The organism is Chryseobacterium scophthalmum (assembly GCF_900143185.1).
GTDB classification, from domain to species: domain Bacteria; phylum Bacteroidota; class Bacteroidia; order Flavobacteriales; family Weeksellaceae; genus Chryseobacterium; species Chryseobacterium scophthalmum.
Window position 1 is genome coordinate 1,729,366 of the sequence record NZ_FSRQ01000001.1, and the last position, 19,005, is coordinate 1,748,370.

The 19,005-nt window shown below is 33.0% G+C and carries 15 protein-coding genes and 1 pseudogene; 4 read left to right on the forward strand and 12 right to left on the reverse strand.

From position 1 onward, the window contains the following. Window positions 1-38: 38 nt before the first annotated feature. From BUR17_RS07765 to BUR17_RS07805, 9 genes are all read right to left on the reverse strand, one after another. Window positions 39-962, reverse strand: a complete 924-nt coding sequence (locus tag BUR17_RS07765; RefSeq protein ID WP_074229733.1) for a PfkB family carbohydrate kinase — start codon at window positions 960-962, stop codon at window positions 39-41. Between the two features lie 74 nt (window positions 963-1,036). Beyond that, on the reverse strand, window positions 1,037-1,594 hold the full coding sequence (gene gldD / locus BUR17_RS07770) for a gliding motility lipoprotein GldD (protein ID WP_074229734.1): 558 nt from the start codon (window positions 1,592-1,594) through the stop codon (window positions 1,037-1,039). Window positions 1,595-1,855: 261 nt separating this feature from the next. Beyond that, window positions 1,856-2,902: an A/G-specific adenine glycosylase gene (mutY, locus tag BUR17_RS07775; RefSeq protein ID WP_074229735.1), complete on the reverse strand. Its 1,047-nt coding sequence runs from the start codon at window positions 2,900-2,902 to the stop codon at window positions 1,856-1,858. 33 nt (window positions 2,903-2,935) lie between these two features. Next, complete coding sequence (locus BUR17_RS07780; protein ID WP_074229736.1) at window positions 2,936-3,409, reverse strand: hypothetical protein; 474 nt, start codon at window positions 3,407-3,409, stop codon at window positions 2,936-2,938. A gap of 78 nt (window positions 3,410-3,487) precedes the next feature. After that, window positions 3,488-4,849, reverse strand: a complete 1,362-nt coding sequence (locus BUR17_RS07785; protein WP_074229737.1) for a DUF5458 family protein — start codon at window positions 4,847-4,849, stop codon at window positions 3,488-3,490. A gap of 23 nt (window positions 4,850-4,872) precedes the next feature. Then, window positions 4,873-5,319 carry a type VI secretion system contractile sheath small subunit gene (locus BUR17_RS07790; RefSeq protein WP_074230261.1) on the reverse strand — a complete coding sequence of 149 codons (447 nt, stop codon included), beginning with the start codon at window positions 5,317-5,319 and terminating at the stop codon, window positions 4,873-4,875. A 243-nt stretch (window positions 5,320-5,562) separates the two neighbouring features. Continuing rightward, a complete protein-coding gene (locus BUR17_RS07795; RefSeq protein WP_074229738.1) occupies window positions 5,563-7,662 on the reverse strand; it encodes a M13 family metallopeptidase in 2,100 nt (699 codons plus the stop codon). Between the two features lie 218 nt (window positions 7,663-7,880). Next, the gene (locus tag BUR17_RS07800; RefSeq protein WP_074229739.1) at window positions 7,881-9,932 is read right to left on the reverse strand and encodes a M13 family metallopeptidase; all 2,052 of its coding nucleotides are present in this window, start codon (window positions 9,930-9,932) and stop codon (window positions 7,881-7,883) included. Window positions 9,933-10,011: 79 nt separating this feature from the next. Further along, entirely contained in the window at window positions 10,012-11,262 is a 1,251-nt protein-coding gene (locus tag BUR17_RS07805; protein WP_074229740.1) for a CinA family nicotinamide mononucleotide deamidase-related protein, read from the reverse strand. A gap of 113 nt (window positions 11,263-11,375) precedes the next feature. On the opposite strand from BUR17_RS07805, the gene BUR17_RS07810 reads away from it, so the two are divergent. Next, entirely contained in the window at window positions 11,376-11,852 is a 477-nt protein-coding gene (locus tag BUR17_RS07810; RefSeq protein ID WP_074229741.1) for a DUF7832 domain-containing protein, read from the forward strand. 139 nt (window positions 11,853-11,991) lie between these two features. Here BUR17_RS07810 and BUR17_RS07815 read toward each other — a convergent pair whose 3' ends face one another. The 3 genes from BUR17_RS07815 to BUR17_RS07825 all read right to left on the reverse strand — a co-directional run bounded on the left by BUR17_RS07815 (window position 11,992) and on the right by BUR17_RS07825 (window position 15,312). Next, entirely contained in the window at window positions 11,992-12,531 is a 540-nt protein-coding gene (locus BUR17_RS07815; protein WP_074229742.1) for a lipocalin family protein, read from the reverse strand. Between the two features lie 265 nt (window positions 12,532-12,796). After that, window positions 12,797-13,531 (reverse strand): LytR/AlgR family response regulator transcription factor, encoded by a 735-nt coding sequence (locus BUR17_RS07820; RefSeq protein WP_074229743.1) that lies wholly within the window; start codon window positions 13,529-13,531, stop codon window positions 12,797-12,799. Between the two features lie 26 nt (window positions 13,532-13,557). After that, window positions 13,558-15,312, reverse strand: a complete 1,755-nt coding sequence (locus tag BUR17_RS07825; protein WP_228418633.1) for a histidine kinase — start codon at window positions 15,310-15,312, stop codon at window positions 13,558-13,560. A 180-nt stretch (window positions 15,313-15,492) separates the two neighbouring features. Between BUR17_RS07825 and BUR17_RS07830 the strand changes: the two genes are divergently transcribed. The 3 genes and pseudogenes from BUR17_RS07830 to BUR17_RS07840 all read left to right on the forward strand — a co-directional run bounded on the left by BUR17_RS07830 (window position 15,493) and on the right by BUR17_RS07840 (window position 18,992). After that, window positions 15,493-17,244 (forward strand): amidohydrolase family protein, encoded by a 1,752-nt coding sequence (locus BUR17_RS07830; protein WP_074229745.1) that lies wholly within the window; start codon window positions 15,493-15,495, stop codon window positions 17,242-17,244. A gap of 341 nt (window positions 17,245-17,585) precedes the next feature. Further along, window positions 17,586-18,323 (forward strand): annotated as a pseudogene (locus BUR17_RS07835) (SIMPL domain-containing protein); the annotation flags it as partial. 93 nt (window positions 18,324-18,416) lie between these two features. Then, the gene (locus BUR17_RS07840) at window positions 18,417-18,992 is read left to right on the forward strand and encodes a hypothetical protein (protein ID WP_074229747.1); all 576 of its coding nucleotides are present in this window, start codon (window positions 18,417-18,419) and stop codon (window positions 18,990-18,992) included. Window positions 18,993-19,005 lie beyond the last annotated feature (13 nt).

The window sequence follows — 19,005 nt, forward strand, 5'->3', positions numbered from 1 at the left end:
CAATTTTTTATTATAAATATTTCTTAAAAAGAGATGATTTATTGCAATTCGACATTAAAAGTTGTCAATTCTTTAAATTGCTCCAATCTCTTAGAAATATCAGCTTCGTTTACCTCCTCAATTCTTTCAGTTCCGAATTTTTCTACCGTGAAAGATGCCATTGCAGAACCTACAATTAATGCAGACTTCATTGTTTCGAAATCGAATTTACTTTTTTTAGCAAGATACGCTGCAAAACCACCTGCGAAAGTATCACCCGCTCCAGTCGGATCGAAAACTTCTTCCAATGGAAGCGCAGGAATTGCGAATACTTTATTATCGTGGAAAAGCAAAGCACCGTGCTCTCCTTTTTTGATAATTACATACTCAGGTCCCATTGTATGGATCTTTTTAGCTGCTTTTACTAAAGAGTATTCTCCTGAAAGCTGTCTTGCTTCTTCATCGTTAATACTGATTACGTCAGTTTTAGCAATCATATCTTTCAGAATATCCATTGCAGAATCCATCCAGAAATTCATTGTATCTAAAATAACCAATTTAGGACGCTGATTCATTTTTTCAAGTACTGAAAGCTGAACTCCAGGGTGAAGATTTCCTAATAACAAAATTTCTGCATCCTGCATAGAATCTGGAATTTTTGGATCAAAGTTTTCCAAAACATTTACTTCAGTCGCTAAAGTGTCTCTTGTATTTAAATCATTATGATATTTTCCTGCCCAGAAAAACGTTTTCCCTTCTTTTACAATTTCAATTCCTTCAATATTTACGTCTCTATTGGTAAATTTATCAAGGTATTCTTGTGGGAAATCTCCTCCAACTACAGATACAATTCCAGATTTCACTCCTAAAATAGAAGATGTAATCCCGATATAAGTAGCTGCTCCACCTAAAATTTTATCTGTTTTCCCAAACGGCGTCTCAATTGCATCAAATGCCACGCTTCCTACGACTAAAAGTTTCATATGTATTTTTTATTTTATTTTTAATTGTCATATGCAATCTACCGATGTCATATGTATTTTTTATATTTTAAAATTTATTTTTTCCATTCAAAAGTATCCAGCAAATGCATCATATCTTTTTTGATATAATCAATTGCAGGAGCTAAAGAATCTGGTTTTGGTCTAGAATTGAAGTATAAATATCCCGTCACGAAATGTTTTGTACTGTCGGTTGCATAAAACTGCAGATTAGATGCAGCCTGACCTTTCAACTCATAAAAATTTCCGTAGACTTTTTTCTCAGGATATTCAAAAGATTTTGTATCGATAGAACTTGCTTTCACAGTATGTTTGTAAACCATTTTTTCGGTTTCCATAATCTGTTGAGCAAAATCGTTGTTGATTGGGTAATACGTCAGGAAAATCTTCGCCTTCATTTTAGGATAGTTCAGATAATACCAACAAGGTTTCTTTGCATCATAAATTTTGGCATAATCTGAAGCTTCAAAAGAATACAGACAATTAGGCTCAAATTTATGATATTTTGGTGCAGGATATTCTAATCTCAACTCGCCGTAAGGTTTGGGAGTACTCTCTTTTCCGCACGATATAATCAGCATCGAAACAAAAATAAAAATGACTTTTTTAATCATTTTGCAAAAATACAAATTAGATTTAGATTTTGGGAGACAAATTTCAGCATTTCAATGAGTTTTGAAATTTGTTGGAGAAGATTTTTTTAACGCAAAGTCCGCAAAGATTTTTTTTTCATCATTTACTGCATATTTTTCGTTCACAAAAGCGTTTCACTTAGCAAAGTTAATAAAGTAGGTATTTTTGTCATTCTGAAAGAAGCAAAGCATAGTGAAGAATCTCTTTTTTAAATTAATAGATAATGACAAACTAAACTTTAATTATAGAATTTTATACGCTACATCGTAATGTTGAATATAATTTTCCAAAGGTTTTGGAAATGATCTTTCGTGAGAAGCTTCAACATCGGTTACAATGTAATTGTTTTGAGCAATAAAACTTTCCCAAGCTGTTTCAGAATCAACTTCAACATTAAAAATTTCTATGCTTAAATTTTTGTGGGTAAGCTTATGATTGATGGTTTTTACACTTTTAATAAATGGATTTAAATCATCAGAAATTGTTGGTGGAAATTCAAATAGTTTTTTCCAGATAAAATCGTCTTTTCTTTGCTGAATTAAAAACTGTCCGTTTCGGTGAACAAAATAATATTGTAATTGTAAATCCTGTGCTTTTACTTTCTTAGTTTTAACAGGAAATTCTGAGATTTTATTTAATGAAAAAGCCAAGCAATCATTATTGACAGGACATTCTCCACATAAAGGATTTTTTGGTTTGCAGATTTCCGAACCTAAATCCATCATTGCCTGATTAAAATCACCCACATTTGCAGGCATAATCAAAGCTGATAATTCTGAAAAATAATTGAAAGCTCTCGAATTGGAAATATCAAAATCATCGGCAAAAATTCTACTTAAAACTCGGTAGAAATTTCCGTCAACTGCAGGTATTTTTCCACCGAAACAAATACTGGAAACGGCTGCAGCAGTATATTTTCCAATTCCTTTTAGTTTTAAAATTTCTTCATAATCGGAAGGAAAAATTCCATTGTAATCGTGAATAATTTGTTGCGACGCTTTATGAATATTGATGGCACGGGAATAATATCCCAAACCTTTCCAATATAATAAAACCTCATCTTCAGGAGATTCTGCCAAAGTTTTCACGTCGGGAAATCTTTCGATGAAATTATTGTAATGATTTAAACCCTGAGCAATTCTGGTTTGCTGAAAAACAATCTCACAAATCCAGATTTTATAAGGATCTTTGGTTTTTCTGAACGGCAAATCTCTCGCATTTTTATCATACCACTTCAACAGCTTGTTCCCGATGTGAAGAAAGTCTGAGTTCTTTTTATTCTTTTCCAAAAAACCAATTCATTTAATGAGGCAAAGATAAAATTATTTTTTTGCGTTATCAAGAAGATAAACAGGTGCTCCTTTTAACCATTGATATTTGATTTGTTTCATCTCTGCAATAGATTTATACCCTTTAAGCTTTTCTAAAAAAACATACACCGAATCATTTTTTTCTTTTTTAAGATTTAATCTCTGATTTGAAAGAAACCGATACGGATACGAAATTACAGAATCTCTTTTGCTGAATAATAAATCTCCCGAATTGATGCTGTAAATATAAATTGCCTTACCTCGACCTGAAGAACTGTCGGTAACAGAAATATCTGAACTTGCCACGACCATATCGCTGATTCCGTAAGCTTCGTCTTCAGACATTACATAAGCCTGATTGCTGTCTTTTTTTTCGTTTTTAAAAAGATCAATCTCATATTTTCGAGGCCGCTGATATTCTTTTTCACAGCTTAAAACAGAAAACAACAGAAAAGCGAACAAAATGTAAAACGTGAAATTTTTCATTAAACCGTTTTTAAAATAATTAGAAATAAAAAACCGATGTTTTTGACGCACCGGTTTTTATATTAAATATTAGGAAGATTAATCCTGGATATATTCTGCATCCCACTCGTTACCGTCATCACCTTTGTGACCGTCAAGTTTGATCACAAAACTTTTTGTCGGGAAATAAGGAGTCAGTCTGATATCTAGCCAAACTCTGTCTTTATTCACTTTATCCTGCTCGAAACGAACAATTTTGAACTTTTCGATTAATTTATCAGCTCCCTTGATACCGTCTAAGAAACTTACAATCTGCTTTCTCAAATCGTCTTCGTTTTTTGCATTCCAGTTTTCGAAGGCTCTTCTGTTTAAGAAATCCAGTAAAACTTTAGTTACATAATCGAATACACGAACTACAGAATACGTCTGAAGACCAATATTATCTCCTGTAAACAATGTTTTTGCAGAGAATGCCATGATTTTTCCGTACTCGTTTACCATAGGAACAAGCCCCATTTTTTCTAGCTGAGAAATTTCACTTTTCTTTAATTCAAATTTTACAGCGTCTACTTCGTTGATATTACCGTGTTTTTTACCGGCAGCAACTTGTGACATTAATGTTTTGTGAATTTTTCCAGCCAATGAAGTTGAAGGTGGAAGTTCCACGTTTTCTTCTTCACCCACTTCTTCTGCTCTACCACGACCAACTAACCAGTTACAAGTCATAATAACATTACTTCTGTGCAATTCGCCACCTGTAAGGTTTGCAGAGTGGAATAAATCTACCACATCATCCGGTTTATCAAGGTTGGCAAAATCGGTAACCATCATTACTTTGTTTTCGTTACAGATTTTCGCCCATTTTTCAATTACTTTATTAGATCCTAAATACCCCGGAATTGCCAAAATAGAATAGTTATCTCTTAAATCTAAACGATCATAATAGTTTTTAAATTCTTCAGAAATAGCATCAATAAATAACGGGTTATCTAAATCTGAAACCTGCTCTAGCGTTGCATTTACAATGCTTACATTATCTACTTTGTCTAATTCTGTATTTTTATAAAACTGAGCAACTGTTCTGTAAGAAGTTTCCAGCTGACGAACAGCATCGAGAGAATTTTTAAGATTTAATTTTAAATTCTGATCTGCTGCTTGTGCTTTATTTTTGCAGATATCTGCCATTTTTTCAGCAGAATCGTTGCTGTTTAAAAGCTCTACCCACAGATTGATTTTCTGTAGAAGTTCTTTTCTTTCATCATTTTTATTACCATCATTCAGGAAAATTTCTTTTCTTGCTTTTCTGGTCGGGTTCATATTGGCAATCCCGTCTACGACAGATTCTATAAAGCCAAAACCTCCGATTTTATTTAATTCTTCAAGCGGATTTCCTTTCGGTCTTCCAGCCTGCTGCTGTTGACTATGCTGTTGGCCTTCTGCAGCCTGTAATTTACTATCCATAATATTTGTGTAGGTACTTTAAATTATTTTTCAAGTTCTTGTGCGACATCTTTCAATGCTTCAATAAAAGCAGCTCTGGTCTGCTCATTTTCCAACATATTGCGAAGAATCTTATTGGTTTTCAGCTGACGTACGATTTTATTGTACTGCTCCTGCTCCATGCTGAGCTGCTGAAGATAATCTGATTTCTGAACAAGATTTTTGGGAGTAAAGTCTGCAAGATTCTGAAAACGGAATTCTTCTTCTACTACGCTTCCTTCCTCTGTTTCGTGTTGTACGGCGACAGAAGGTTGAAAGTGTCTGAAAACATCATCTACGGTTTTTAATCCTGTAACAATTTCGGGAACATAAGATTCGTCGGTTGTAAGCTGGCTTACGATAAGAGATTTGTTCTCCTGAATTTCCTGAATAGCTTCATTAGCGTCGACCTTGACTTCGTTTCCGCCAACACCATAATTAAACATTGCCATATTATTATTATTTTGAGATTGTTGATTTTGGTTTTGGATTAGCAAACTTTTGACCAATCCATTGCTTAAATTTATAAAAAAACTGTAACATACAAAATTTTGTGAAGATTTTTATTAAAATAAATCAAATTACCGATGATAATTGAATGATTATTAATATGTTTTGGTGTCACTAATCTAGGAAAAACAAATAAAAAAACGCACCAAAATGATGCGTTTTAACAGTATATTATTGTCGTAAAATTACCAGATTTTAATTCTTTCAGCAGGAGCTTTATATAATTTATCCCCTGGTTTAATATCGAATGCTTTCATGAAAGAATCCTGATTTACCAACGGTCCGAAAGCTCTGAAATATCCCGGTGAATGCGGATCTGTTTTCACCTGATTCATCATATACTGATCGGTAGATTTCGTTCTCCAAACTGTAGCCCAGCTCATGAAAAATCTCTGATCCTGATTAAATCCGCTAATCAAACCAACATTTCCTTTATCTTTTAAATACATTTGAAGTGCATCATACGCAACTGCTACTCCGCCTAAATCACCAATATTTTCACCGCTTGTAAATTTTCCGTTTACAAAACTTCCTTTTACAGGTTCGTAAGCGTTGTATTGAGCCGCTAATTGTCCCACTTTTGCATCGAAATTCTTACGATCCTGATCAGTCCACCAGTTATTTAAGTTTCCGTCGCCATCGAATCTTGAACCACTGTCATCGAAACCATGAGAAATTTCATGACCGATTACCGCTCCAATCCCACCGAAATTTACCGCAGCATCAGCTTTTGGATTGTAGAAAGGTGGCTGTAGAATTGCAGCTGGGAAAACAATTTCGTTATTTGAACCGCTGTAATATGCATTTACGGTTTGTGGAGACATTCCCCATTCCGTTTTATCAACAGGTTTCCCTACTTTTTCTAAGCTTTTTTGGTATTGCCAAGCCGAAACATTCTGTAAGTTTGAATATAAAGTTGCGCCTTGAGCCAGAGATTCTACTTTTAATTTAGAATAATCTTTCCACTGATCCGGATAAGCGATTTTTACTGTGAATTTTGACAGCTTTTCCTGAGCTTTTACTTTAGTTTCCGGCGACATCCAATCCATATCATTGATATGTTTTTTGAATGATTTTAAAATGTAATCGATGTACATTTCCATCTGCTGTTTAGATTCCGGAGTAAAATATTTGTCAACATACAGTTTACCAAAAGCTTCACCCAAAACTCCGTTTACAAGCGCCAAACCTCTTTTGTCCATCGCTCTTTGCTCTTTTTGTCCCTGAAGATATTTAGAGTAAAAATCGAAACGGATGTTATCTAAATTATCTCCCAAATTACTTGCATTGCCATTGATGACATGATATTTCAGATAATCTTTCAACAACGGAAGGTTTTTCTGATTAATAAACTGATCCATATTTTGGTAATATTTCAGTTCACCAACGATCACTTTATCCGTATTTACTCCTGCATCTTTCAGATATTGAGCAAGATTTACATTTTTTACCAAACCGGAAAGCTCAGTAACATTTTTAGGATTGTATCTTAAATTGGCATCTCTGTTTTGCTCTAAAGTCAATAAATAATTAGCCAGTTGCTTTTCAAAATCAACTACATTTTTTGCAGCAGCATCAGAGTTTTTATATCCTAAAACAACAAACAATTTAGCTACATAATTTTGATATTCAGCTAAAGTTTTTGTGTTGGCTTCATTTACTTTTTGATAATAATCTCTTCCTAAACCAAGATCCGGACCGCCAAGATAAACTGCATTCATTTTAGAATTTTTCATATCTGCGCTTACTCTCCAACCATAGAAAGAGTTATCTCCCAATTTGGTTGCCTCTAAAAGATATTTCTGAAGATCATTTAAATTTTTAATCGCATCAATTTTAGCTAAATCAGATTTGATGGGAGCAATTCCTGCGGCATTTCTTTTTTCAACATCCATAAAAGATGCATACAGATTCTGGATTTTTTGTCCTTCAGAACCTTCTGCATATTTCTCGGTTAAAATTTTATTTAAAATACCTAAAGAAGCATCATCTACATTTTCTCTCAACGCATTGAAAGATCCCCAACTTGCTTTATCAGAAGGAATCTGAGTTTCTTTCACCCAATTTCCGTTTACATAACTGAAGAAATCATCCTGCGGACGAACCGTTTTATCCATATAAGATAAATTAATTCCATTTTCAGGATAAATGGTGAGTGAAGAATTCTCAACAACAATATTTGTGGGAGTTTTTTCTGCGGTCGCAGTGGTATTTTTGGTAGTTCCACAAGAGTTTAAGAATACAATACCGGAAAACGCAAGTACTGCAATATTTAGCTTTTTCATTAAAATAATTTTGATGTGTAAAACAGTTTGATCAAATATAGGAATATATGTTAAATAAATTTTGTGAGTTTCTTATATATTCCTGAAATTCAACTGGAAAATATAAGGTTTTGGCTAAAGCCATTTGAAAATTCCATTTAGAAAACGGGCTAAAGCCCGTTCCTATTGAATAAAAAAACCGCTCATTTCTGAACGGTTTTGAATATTTTAAATACTGATTACCAGATTTTAATTCTGTCTTCTGGTTTTTTGTATAATTTATCACCAGGTTTTACATCAAATGCTTTGTAGAAAGCATCAACGTTTGTTAACGGACCGAAACTTCTGAAATATCCAGGAGAGTGCGGATCTGTTTTTACTTGGTTTACCATATATTTCTCACTTGATAAAGTTCTCCAAACGGTTGCCCAGCTTAAGAAGAATCTTTGATCTTGAGTATAACCACTGATTGATCCAGGGTTTCCTTTATCTTTTAAATACATTTGCAATGCATCGTAAGCAATGTTTACACCACCTAAATCTGCAATGTTTTCACCGTTCGTGAACGTACCGTTTACAAAAGTTCCTTTTACAGGCTCGTATTTGTCATATTGAGAAGCTAAAGCTTTAGTTGCTTTTTCGAAGTTTGCTTTGTCTTCCGGAGTCCACCAGTCAACTAAATTACCTTCTGCATCAAACTGTGCACCTGAATCATCAAATCCGTGGCTCATTTCATGACCGATAACCGCACCGATTCCACCAAAATTTACCGCAGCATCCGCTTGAGGATTGAAGAATGGTGGCTGAAGAATCGCAGCAGGGAAAACGATTTCGTTATATACCGGATTGTAATATGCATTTACAGTTTGTGGAGTCATTCCCCATTCTGTTTTATCAACTGGTTTTCCGATTTTTGCTAAATCTTTATTGTACTGCCATTCAGAAATATTCTGAAGGTTTGCGTATAGATTTCCACCTTTAGATTCAGGAACGATATTCAATTTAGAATAATCTTTCCATGTATCAGGATAAGCAACTTTCACTGTAAATTTGTTCAATTTAGTCATTGCTTTTTCCTTAGTTGTAGCAGACATCCACGTTAAACCATTGATGTGAACTGCAAAACTTTTCTTTAAGTAATCGATCAACTCAACCATCTGAGCTTTTGCTTCAGCCGGGAAATATTTTTCAACATATAATTTACCGAAAGCTTCACCCAAAGAACCGTTGATTAACTCATAACCTCTTTTGTTTAAAGCTCTCTGCTCTTGCTGACCTCTTAAATATTTACCATAGAAAGCAAATTTTGCATCTCCTAATTTTTCACTTAAATAAGAAGCACTTCCGCTGATCATGTGGAATTTCAAATAATCTTTGATCACAGGAAGCGTTTTAGCATTTACCAGTTGATCAAAGTTTTTGTAATATCCTAATTCACCGATGATTACTCTGTCTGTATTTACTCCAACTTTTTTAAGATAAGCAGGAATATCTACATTTTTAACCAAAGCCTTCAGTTCAGCCATTGTTTTAGGGTTATACTGAAGCGTATTATCACGGCTTTGCTCATTCGTTAACAAATGTTTTGCAATGCTTTTTTCGTAGTCCACAATTCCTTTTGCAGCAGCATCAGCATTTTTGTAACCTAATTCTTTCAGCATTGAAGCTACATACTTCTGATATTCCGCAAGAGCTTCTGTGTTTTTAGCATCTACTTTTTGATAGTAATCTCTACCCATTCCTAATGAAGCATCACCAAGGTAAACTGCATTCATATTAGAATCTTTCAAGTCTGAATAAACACCCCATCCGTAGAAATTATTTTCTCCGTCTTTTGTAACTGAAATTAAATAATTCTGAAGATCAGCAAGATTCTTGATCGCATCAATTTTGTCGATGTTTTCCTGAATAGGCTTGATTCCGTCTGCATTTCTCTTATTCATATTCATGTACGTTGCGTACAAATCCTGGATTTTTTTACCTTCACTTCCCTCTGCAAATTTATCTTTAAGAAGAGAATTTAAGATGGTCATTGAATTGTTGTCGGTATCATCTGCCAATTTGTTGAAACTTCCCCATGTTGGTTTATCAGAAGGAATTTTTGCAGTTTTCATCCAAGTTCCGCTCACGTAATTGTAAAAATCATCTTGCGGACGAACAGATTTATCCATCAAACTGATGTCTAAACCTTTATCAGTAGTAATTGTTTTGGTAGATTTAGTCTGAGCGTTCAATGTATTTTGTGAACAAACTCCAGCTAATAAAAACAAAGAAAGTGTTAATTTTTTCATTGTAATAATAATTTACACAATATGTATATTTAATTTAAATTTTGTTACGGTAAAGTTAATTTATTTTGTGAATTGGATTTTATTGAGCAATTAAAATCCCCACCAAATCCTGAATAATTTTCTGAGAGACAAAATAAATAAAATCTTGTCTGTCTAAATGAGGCATATACAATTTAAAAGTTTGAGATTCATTTTTCACTTTTATCGTGTAATAAACCAATCCTACCTCTTTTCCATCTTCACCTTTTCCGGGTCCTGCAACACCCGTTGTAGAAAGAGAAATATCAGTTTTAAATAAATTTTGGCACCCTTCTGCCATTTCGCGTGCAACTTCTTCGCTTACAACCGTAAAACGTTCAATAATCCCTTCTGAAACGCCAAGAATATCTGTTTTTTTCTGCGTTGCGTAGGCTACGACTCCACCAATAAAATATTTAGAGCTTCCCGGATTTGAAGTGATCAAAAGAGCCAATTCTCCGCCCGTACAACTTTCAGCAGTCGAAATGGTTAATTTTTTTTCGCTTAAAATTTCACCTAAAATTTTCTCAATTTTATCTTCAGAAGTTGCGATGATATTTTCTCCGATAATCGGAAATAATTTTTGAATTTCGTCTTCAAGCTGAACTTGCAACACATTTTCATCAGTTCCTGTAGCAGTTAATCTCAGTTTCACCCTCGTTCCGACAGGAAGATAAGATAAAGCAAGATTTTTCGGTAAAGCAAGTTCCCATTCTTCAATTTGGTCTGCCAAAATACTTTCGGGAATTCCGACTACAGAAACGATTCTTGTAGAAATATAATTAAGATTAAATTTTTCTTTTAAATAAGGAATGATCTGGTCTTTTATCAAAGGTTTTACTTCGTACGGAACGCCTGGTAAACTGAAAGAAAGTTTTCCGTTTTGTTGCATCATCATACAAGGTGCTGTTCCGAAATGATTTTGAAAAACCGTAGATTTTGTAGGCACAAAAGCCTGTTCACGATTTCTTTCTAAAATTTCTATGCGACCACGTCTTTCCATATAAGCTTTAAGATGTTCAAAAGTAGCTTCATCCAAAGCAATTTCATCATCAAAAAATTCGGCCAAAGCTTTTTTGGTTTTATCATCTCTTGTTGGTCCCAAACCTCCTGTAGTAATCACCAAATCTCCCATTTCAAAAGCCGACTTCAATGTACTTTTTATGGTTTCTATTTCGTCTGAAATGGTAATGATCTGAGAAACCTTTATGCCTATATTTTTAAGTTCGGTAGCAATAAAATTTGAATTGGTATCAACTGTATTTCCTGAAAGAATTTCGTCACCAATGGTGATAAGAACTGCGTTTTGCATGTGTTTAATTTTGAATAAATTCCATACAAATGACGTGAAAATCTCTGTAGTGAACAAAAGAAAATGATTTTTTATATCTTTGGTTTAAACTGTCTGAAACTATAATAAAGATTATGACTAAATATGATGATGCTTCGTGGCATTATGGAGGAGATTTTCCGGAAGGAATTCCTGAAAAAAACAGCGCTACACACACCGGAATGTTCTTGAACTGGTGTATTAATAATGATTTGGTTTCGGAAGAATTTAAAGAAGATGTTGGAGAAGAAATCGAAAAATTAAAAAGAAGAGAAATCACAGGAGCAGACTTTGTCATCGAATCTATGGATGGAAAATTTTCTGAATATGATTTGAATGATTTAGGAAATAGTTTTGCCAAAGATTATTATGCTGACGAAACCGATTTTGCCGATAAATTCAGTTCATTTGCTACAGATTATATCAATATTTTTGATACTGTAGCCGAAGAAAATGATTTTGAATACGAAACTTTTTATCATATTGAAGATACCTACGAAAATTATGACATGATGAAGCAGATTATCGATCATCGTTTTCAGGAATGGAAAGAGTATAAAAGCTTAAACTAAATAATTCAGTTTGTCGTTCTGAACGCAATGAAATGGAGTGAAGAATCTTTTTTTATGTAGAGATTCTTTCTTCGTCAGAGTGACAAACTGAATGTTAAATTATTTTGAGATTGCTTCGTCGCTTCGTTTCTCGCAATGACTAATTGTGTTTTACCCAAATTAAATTATCAGTATTATAACCTAATTTCTGGGCTTTTACTAAGAATCTTTCTTTGATACTGTTTGGAATTTCTTTGTTTCGGGATAAAATCCAGATGTATTTTGTGCTGTTTCCTACGACGAGAGCATTTTGATAATCATCATCAATATCAATCACGTTATAACCCGCCCAAATCGGTTTAAAAAAGGAAACTTTCAGTCTCGCTTCAGATTGATCATTCACGAATCTTGCCTCTCCAATTGATTCTTTCCATTCTTTTTTTATGTAATCGTAGCCTCTGTTTTGTACTTTGATTGTTCCGTCAGGATTGAGTGAATAATTAGCTGTTACATTATCCATATTTTTCTCGAATTTATAGTCGAAACGGGCAATTTCGTACCATCTACCAAGATATTTTTCTGAATTAAAGTTTTTGATGGCTGTTGCGCCTTTGGGAATACCGACCGAACAGGAATTGAATATTAAAAAACCGATGATACCTAAAGAAACGGGAATGGCTATTTTGTGTAAGGTTTTCATGTTGAAATATTTTATTGCTGTAAAAATTCAAAAATGATGCCTTAATTAGATTTAAACATTTGGATGATAACATTTAATTTTAAAAAAAATTCATCCTTGAATAATTCTCTTTTAACCATTTAGATTTACTAAGAAGTTGAGAATATTTAAGTTGAGCTTTACTTTGAGAAGTGATCCTTATTAAAAATCTATCTGATTTTTTCTTAATAAAACTTAACTCCTAAAATCTTCTTAATGGTTTAAACAAATTTCGATTTTAAAAATTTTAAGAGAAAACTTTTAAAAACTGGTCTTTAAAGCTACCAGAAACTTCAATTTCGGAATTGTCTGATAAAGTTGCCGTTCCGCTTTTATGGTAAGATTTTACAAAATGGGTATTGATAATATGCGATCGGTGAACTCTTACGAAAGGATTTTCAAGCAAGTCATCAAAATGCTTCAAAAATCTGCAAACCATCTTCTTTGAACCATCTGTAAGATAGACCTGCGTAAAATTTCCATCAGCCTGAAGTCTTACAATATCTTCCGTTTTTACGACATCGAAACCTTGTAATGTCGGGAGGATCAGTTGTTGTTTTTCTGGTTTTAATTTTAAATTTTCCAGGAGGATTTTGTTTCGGTTTAATTCGTCTTTCTTTTCAATACTTTCTGCGACTTTATTCACTGCCAAGATCAATTCCTGAATATCGATGGGTTTTAAAATATAATAACTCGCAGATTTGTTTAAAGCCTGCAGAGAATATTGCGAAAAAGCCGTGATAAAAATGGTTTCGTAAGAGAATTCTTTGGTGGCTTCCAAAACATCAAAAGCATTTCCGAAAGGCATTTCAACATCCAAAAAAACGAGTTGCGGTTGCATTTCTGAAATCAAAGGAACAGCTTCTTTGATATTTTCAGCCTCTCCTAAGATCTCAATTTGCGGGCAGTATTTTGTGAGATAATTTCTCAGAACTTCTCTTGCAATTTTTTCGTCGTCAACGATTACAGATTTTATTTTCATCTTTTTAGGTTAAGATTAAGTTGAAGTTAGCTGTTTATTAATTTGAATGAAATTTCAACAAAAACACCTGGCTCTTCTTTTTTATCGGTGATTTTACACTCAATATTTTGTTTATACAAATCATTTAATAAAGCAATTCTTTCCAAAGTATTTTTCATACCGCGACCTTTTCTGCTTTTTTGATGTTCGGTTTTTTGTTTTTTACTTTCTTCAATTCCGATGCCGTTATCCTCAATGAAAATATTAAGTGAATCGTTATTTTTTTCAAATTTTAAACTTAAAAAGCCCTTTTCAGTCCGGTATCTTAAGCCGTGCCAAACCGCATTTTCCAAAAATGGCTGTATCAACATTCCGGGAACTTTCAGACTTTGGGTATTTAAGCTTTCATCAACTTCAATTTCGTAATCGAATTTATCAGAAAAACGTGTTTTTTCTAAAGCCAGATAATTCTGGAGCAAATCTAATTCCTGCTGAAACGGTATGAAATCTTCACTTGAATTTTCCATTACGCCACGCATTAATTTTGAAAATTTGGTTAAATATTGATTGGCTTCCAGTTCATTATTAGTTGCAATAAAATGATTGACAGAATTTAAACTGTTGAAAATAAAATGCGGATTCATCTCACGACGCAACGATTGCAACGCAATTTTTTTGTTTTTGATCTGAACTTTTTTCAAGGTTCTGAAAATGAAAATTATTAAACCTGTCAGTAGAACCAGCACACCAATTAAACTATAATTGAAAATGTTTTTCTTACGAATCAACTCGTCTTTGAGTTTCTTTTCCTGCAAAAGTTGAGAAATTTTTTGTTCAGTATCTTCAAGGATTTTATTATCAACCAAACTTCTGTCTTTGGAAACCAAATCAGGCAATTTTCCGAGAAAATCACGGTAAAGCTGTATCGAAGCATCTGTATTTTCTGAAATATTATAAAGACTGTCGAGTTTTTTTACGCTTTTTTGCGCTTCAAGAGTGTGACCTTTCTGCAAAGCAATATCATAAGCATTTTTCAGTAAAACAATTGCTTCCTTTGGATCATTTTTTTTGATGTAAATTTCTGCGAGTTCCTGAATTTGCTCTACTTTTTTCTGAGAATTTTCTTTAACGAAATTTTCTTTTAAAACTGATCTTTTAGCTTCTATCGCTTTATCAAAATCTTTATTATCTACATAAAAATTGGTCAATTTCTGATTGATCGCCAAAGCCTGTTGCGGCGCCTGTTCTTTCGAAATTTGGTAAGCTGTATTCAGGTTTTCTTCGGCTTTCGGAATATTTTTATTTTCAATATTTACATCTGCCATTTGGCTGTAACTTGCGGCAAGATCTTGTTTATTATTTTCTTTTTCGCTGATCTGAATATTATTCTGAATAGCTTCAGCTTTATTTTCTGGCGCCGGAGAAGAAAGTCTTGAAGCATCATTCGCATTCAAACTTCTTTTTGATTTAGAATATCCAATTTTTGAAGCTTTTTGGTAATTGCTTTGCGCAGATTTTAGCTTATTCTGATTTTCCTGAGACTGCGCCAGTTTTCGGATTACTTTTTCGAGATTTTGCTTGTCATTCAGCTTTTCGTAGAGATTTTTAGATTTTAGAAAATATTCTTCACTTTTAGAAAAATTTCTATCATTAAAAAATGTTTCGCCGATATTGTAATAAGAGTCGGCTTCTGCAGATTCGTTTTTGGTATCAACGGCTTTTTTCAGTTTTTCACTTTCAGCTTCAACTTCTTTCCATACATTATTAGTGCTTTGAGAATACAGGATATTCCCAAAAATCATAAATAAAAAGAGTATAAAAAACCGAAACATTTTCATAAAACAAAGATATACATATATATAGTTTACCAAAAACTATTCACCAAGTGAAAAGCAAGATTGACCAAGTTTGAAGCAAAAAATTTAATCCTGTTCTAAAGATTGCTTTTTTTATCTTTGAAATCTAAATTAATCATGAAATAAATGAAAAAGAAAATTTCTATCATCTTTCTGTTATGTTTTATAATCACCAATCTTTATTCGCAAACTTATATTCATAACGTTACCGTTGTAGATGTTATCAACCAAAAACTCATCCCGAATCAAACGGTTGTTCTTACGAAGGAAATCATCTCAGAAATTAAACCTTCAAAGAAAATAAAAATTCCTAATAATGCTAAAACCATTAATGGTGAAGGTAAATTCCTAATTCCAGGGATGACAGATTCTCATGTGCATTTTTTCCAAAGTGGAGGTTTATATACAAGACCGGATGCTTTAGATTTAAGAAATAAGATGCCGTACGAAAAGGAAATTTCTTGGGTTCATCAAAATATGGAAGATTTTCTGAATCGCTATTTAAAATTGGGAATCACTTCTGTAATTGACGTGGGAGCAACGTATAACTTTTTATCTCAAAAAAATTCACTTAGAAAAGCAAATTTACCCACGGTTTATATGACAGGACCTTTATTGACAACCTATGAACCTGAAGTTTTTAAAAATCGTGGCAAAGACGAACCTTTCAAGTTGGTTTTAACGGCAGAAGATGCCAAGAAAATGGTTCAGGAGCAACTTCCCTACAAACCTGATTTTATAAAAATATGGTACATTGTAGGTGGTGACAAAAAAGATATGGAAGCGAATGCACGAAAATATGAAGCTGTTGTAAAAAGCGCCATTGATGAAGCTCATAAAAATAATCTGAAAGTCGCAATACATGCTACAGAAAGAATTACAGCACAGATTGCAGTAGAAAACGGAGCAGATTTTCTTGTACATAATATTGAAGATGAAATCGTTCCGGATAGCTTTGTGAAATTATTAAAATCAAAAAAAGTTATTTTAAATCCTACTTTAACCGTTGCTGGAAATTATTACAAAACTTACGGTCAAAAAAACAATTACAATACTTTCGAGCTTAATAATTCTAATCCTGAAGCAATTGGTTCTATTCAAGATTTAAAACATTTGTCGGGTTCTTCTGATTCCGCAATTGTAAAAAAATTGAAAACAAGATTTAATCTGCCACAAATGGATGTTTATATTTCAAAAAAAGATTCCATACGAAGTATTAATTTGAAAAAATTATCCGACGGAGGCATAACTATTGCAGCGGGAACAGATGCCGGAAATATCGGAACTCAACATGCAACTTCTTTTATTTCTGAACTTGATGCCATGAAAAAAAGCGGTATGAGCAATTGGCAGGTTTTACAGTCAGCAACAATTAATCCGGCTAAAATTTTCAATAAAGAAAATATTTCAGGAAGTGTTTCTACAGGTAAAATTGCTGATTTGGTTTTATTAAATTCAAATCCGGTGGAAAATATTGAGCATCTTACTGAAGTAAATCTTGTTTTCAAAAACGGAGAAGCTATAGATTCTGAAAAAGCCATTAAAGAAACTCCGGAAATGTTGGTTCAGAAACAGGTAAACGGATATAACGCAAGAAACATTGATGCTTTCCTGGAGCCTTATTCGGAAGATGCAGAATTATATACATTTCCAAACAAACTTATCAGCAAAGGTAAAGAAGCAATGAGAACAAGCTACACCGAAATGTTTAAAAGACTGCCCGAACTCCACTGTGAAATTAAAAACAGAATTGTAAACGGTAATTTTGTAATCGATCAGGAAAGTGTTTCAGGGATGAGAAAAGGGCAAAAAGTAGAAGCTACAGCGATTTATGAAATTAAAGATGATAAAATTATCAAAGTTTATTTTTTACCCTAATCCTTTTTCTTTATAAAAAAATTAAAGGCAATTCTTTTGGAGTTGTCTTTTTTTTGTGCTTACCAAGTGAAAATCTGCATTCACCAAGTTGGTTTTAAACTGCTTTGAAAAGACGATTAAGTTTGTGATCTAATTTAAACTTAATCATTATGAAAAACCATTTAAACTTAAGCAAAGCATCAGTTTTAGCCTTACTTTCATTATTAATTTTTTCTATTTCTGTAAAAGCTCAGATGTCCGGAAATCAGGTTTAACGAGATGTAAATTCTTATAACAAAACATCAACCTTTTATCCTGAATCTAAACATTTTTATGCAACTGATTCTACACTCACAGTTACCGCAAGTATTTTGCTTAATCAAAAAGCAGATCAATTTAAAATCGCTTTAGGATTAAACGAAGAAGCAGAATCTCCCAAAAAGGCTATCGAAAATATCAACTTACGAATTGCAAATTTCTTAAAAAGGCTGAGTTCATTGGGAATAAAAAAAGAAGAGGTGTATGTAGATTTTATTTCGCAAACCAAAGTGTATGATTTTGATATTGAACCTAATCAAAAACTGGTAAGTCAAAAAATTAAAGGATTTGAAATCAAGAAAAATATCATCATCAATACTAATGATCATTCAAAAATTGAAAAAATAATCTATGAGGCTTCTGATTTTCAAATCTACGACATCATCAAAATTGATTATATCAACACCAATATCGAGCAAATTCATCAAAATTTACTCAAAGAAGCTTACGCAATTATCAACAGAAAGAAAGATGACTATTTAGGGAAATTCAAGCACGAGCTCATCGGAAATCCGATTGCCAATTCTAATTTCTCTTATGTATTTCCAGAAACCCAATATCAACAATACACCGCCTATGAAAGCTCTGATTTTGATGTCGTAAGAGGAAATTACAACAATGATTACTACATCAAAAAGTTGGAAAGAAAAGGTAAAACATTCTATTATGAAGGCATAAAATATTCAGGCTATGATAAAGTCATTAATAATGAAAACCCTGAAATAGGAATTCAATATATGGTAAATCTGAACGTAAAGTATGACTTCAAGAAAAACAGATAATTTTTACCAAGTGAAAAGCTCAGTTCACCAAGTTGGTTTCAAACTGCTTTGAAAAGACCAATAAGTTTGTGATATAATTTAAACTTAATTCTCATGAAAAATTTATCCTATTTAGTTCATTTTGCTTTGGTATTTTCAAGTTGCCAGGTTTTTTCTCAGACCAAATTAATATCCTACAAAAGCCACAGTGGCAACATAGAATATTTTGAAAAAAGTATTGTGGAAGACAGTTACAATACCAATTATTCTAATCTTGGAGTTGCACCGCAAAGATATGTAACCAATTCAAAATTAGATAGCGTGATTATCATTGATGATAAAAAAAGCGTTATTGTTACCTCAAACTACTGTAAAATCAGAGGAAATGCAAATCCAGAAAAGTGGAAACCGGGAAGAGATACCGTTTACAATCATCCCGTTTTTTCCCAAGAAAATATAGAAGCTGTAAAAAAAGAATTAAAAAGAGATTACAACTTTCAAAATGATATTGACAGCACCGTTTTTCTAAAATATGACAAGAAAACTAAAGAATACAAACCAATTACGTCTAAAAAAGTTATCAAAACGGCTGAGATAAAATCTTTCAAGTCAAAAGAAGAAATCATGTATTTGCTTGTATTAAGTATCGCTGTGTTTGCGTCTGTTTTTATTTATAGAAAAAATCGTTAAAAGCATTTCTGTG

Coding starts and splice junctions, on each gene's coding strand:
- BUR17_RS07800 (WP_074229739.1), bottom strand. CDS start 9,932: ATGAAAAAATTAACACTTTCTTTGTTTTTATTAGCTGGAGTTTGTTCA.
- BUR17_RS07780 (WP_074229736.1), bottom strand. CDS start 3,409: ATGAAAAATTTCACGTTTTACATTTTGTTCGCTTTTCTGTTGTTTTCT.
- BUR17_RS07820 (WP_074229743.1), bottom strand. CDS start 13,531: ATGAAAATAAAATCTGTAATCGTTGACGACGAAAAAATTGCAAGAGAA.
- BUR17_RS07815 (WP_074229742.1), bottom strand. CDS start 12,531: ATGAAAACCTTACACAAAATAGCCATTCCCGTTTCTTTAGGTATCATC.
- gldD (WP_074229734.1), bottom strand. CDS start 1,594: ATGATTAAAAAAGTCATTTTTATTTTTGTTTCGATGCTGATTATATCG.
- BUR17_RS07840 (WP_074229747.1), top strand. CDS start 18,417: ATGAAAAATTTATCCTATTTAGTTCATTTTGCTTTGGTATTTTCAAGT.
- BUR17_RS07790 (WP_074230261.1), bottom strand. CDS start 5,319: ATGGCAATGTTTAATTATGGTGTTGGCGGAAACGAAGTCAAGGTCGAC.
- BUR17_RS07785 (WP_074229737.1), bottom strand. CDS start 4,849: ATGGATAGTAAATTACAGGCTGCAGAAGGCCAACAGCATAGTCAACAG.
- BUR17_RS07810 (WP_074229741.1), top strand. CDS start 11,376: ATGACTAAATATGATGATGCTTCGTGGCATTATGGAGGAGATTTTCCG.
- BUR17_RS07765 (WP_074229733.1), bottom strand. CDS start 962: ATGAAACTTTTAGTCGTAGGAAGCGTGGCATTTGATGCAATTGAGACG.
- BUR17_RS07795 (WP_074229738.1), bottom strand. CDS start 7,662: ATGAAAAAGCTAAATATTGCAGTACTTGCGTTTTCCGGTATTGTATTC.
- BUR17_RS07805 (WP_074229740.1), bottom strand. CDS start 11,262: ATGCAAAACGCAGTTCTTATCACCATTGGTGACGAAATTCTTTCAGGA.
- BUR17_RS07825 (WP_228418633.1), bottom strand. CDS start 15,312: ATGATTTTTGGGAATATCCTGTATTCTCAAAGCACTAATAATGTATGG.
- BUR17_RS07830 (WP_074229745.1), top strand. CDS start 15,493: ATGAAAAAGAAAATTTCTATCATCTTTCTGTTATGTTTTATAATCACC.